This window comes from Arthrobacter luteolus NBRC 107841, assembly GCF_001552075.1.
Lineage (GTDB): Bacteria > Actinomycetota > Actinomycetes > Actinomycetales > Micrococcaceae > Arthrobacter_B > Arthrobacter_B luteolus.
Window position 1 is genome coordinate 1 of record NZ_BCQM01000029.1, and the last position, 983, is coordinate 983.

Genomic DNA, 983 nt, shown 5'->3' on the forward strand with positions numbered 1-983 from the left:
GGCTCTGTTGCAAAAATCGTGAAGCTTGAGCATGCTTGGCGGAGATTGGACGGACGGAACGATGACGGATTTCAAGTGGCGCCATTTCCAGGGTGATGTGAGGCTCTGTTGCAAAAATCGTGAAGCTTGAGCATGCTTGGCGGAGATTGGACGGACGGAACGATGACGGATTTCAAGTGGCGCCATTTCCAGGGTGATGTGATCCTGTGGGCGGTGCGCTGGTATTGTCGCTATCCGATCAGCTATCGCGACCTTGAGGAAATGCTGGCGGAACGCGGCATTTCGGTCGACCATACGACGATCTATCGCTGGGTCCAGTGCTACGCCCCGGAGATGGAGAAGCGGCTGCGCTGGTTCTGGCGGCGTGGCTTTGATCCGAGCTGGCGCCTGGATGAAACCTACGTCAAGGTGCGGGGCAAGTGGACCTACCTGTACCGGGCAGTCGACAAGCGGGGCGACACGATCGATTTCTACCTGTCGCCGACCCGCAGCGCCAAGGCAGCGAAGCGGTTCCTGGGCAAGGCCCTGCGAGGCCTGAAGCACTGGGAAAAGCCTGCCACGCTCAATACCGACAAAGCGCCGAGCTATGGTGCAGCGATCACCGAATTGAAGCGCGAAGGAAAGCTGGACCGGGAGACGGCCCACCGGCAGGTGAAGTATCTCAATAACGTGATCGAGGCCGATCACGGAAAGCTCAAGATACTGATCAAGCCGGTGCGCGGTTTCAAATCGATCCCCACGGCCTATGCCACGATCAAGGGATTCGAAGTCATGCGAGCCCTGCGCAAAGGACAGGCTCGCCCCTGGTGCCTGCAGCCCGGCATCAGGGGCGAGGTGCGCCTTGTGGAGAGAGCTTTTGGCATTGGGCCCTCGGCGCTGACGGAGGCCATGGGCATGCTCAACCACCATTTCGCAGCAGCCGCCTGATCGGCGCAGAGCGACAGCCTACCTCTGACTGCCGCCAATCTTTGCAACAGAGCCCA

General features: G+C 59.7%; 1 protein-coding gene. It reads left to right on the forward strand.

The window, feature by feature from the left end:
• Window positions 1-162 precede the first annotated feature (162 nt).
• Complete coding sequence (locus AL3_RS17910; protein ID WP_001389365.1) at window positions 163-927, forward strand: IS6-like element IS6100 family transposase; 765 nt, start codon at window positions 163-165, stop codon at window positions 925-927.
• Window positions 928-983 lie beyond the last annotated feature (56 nt).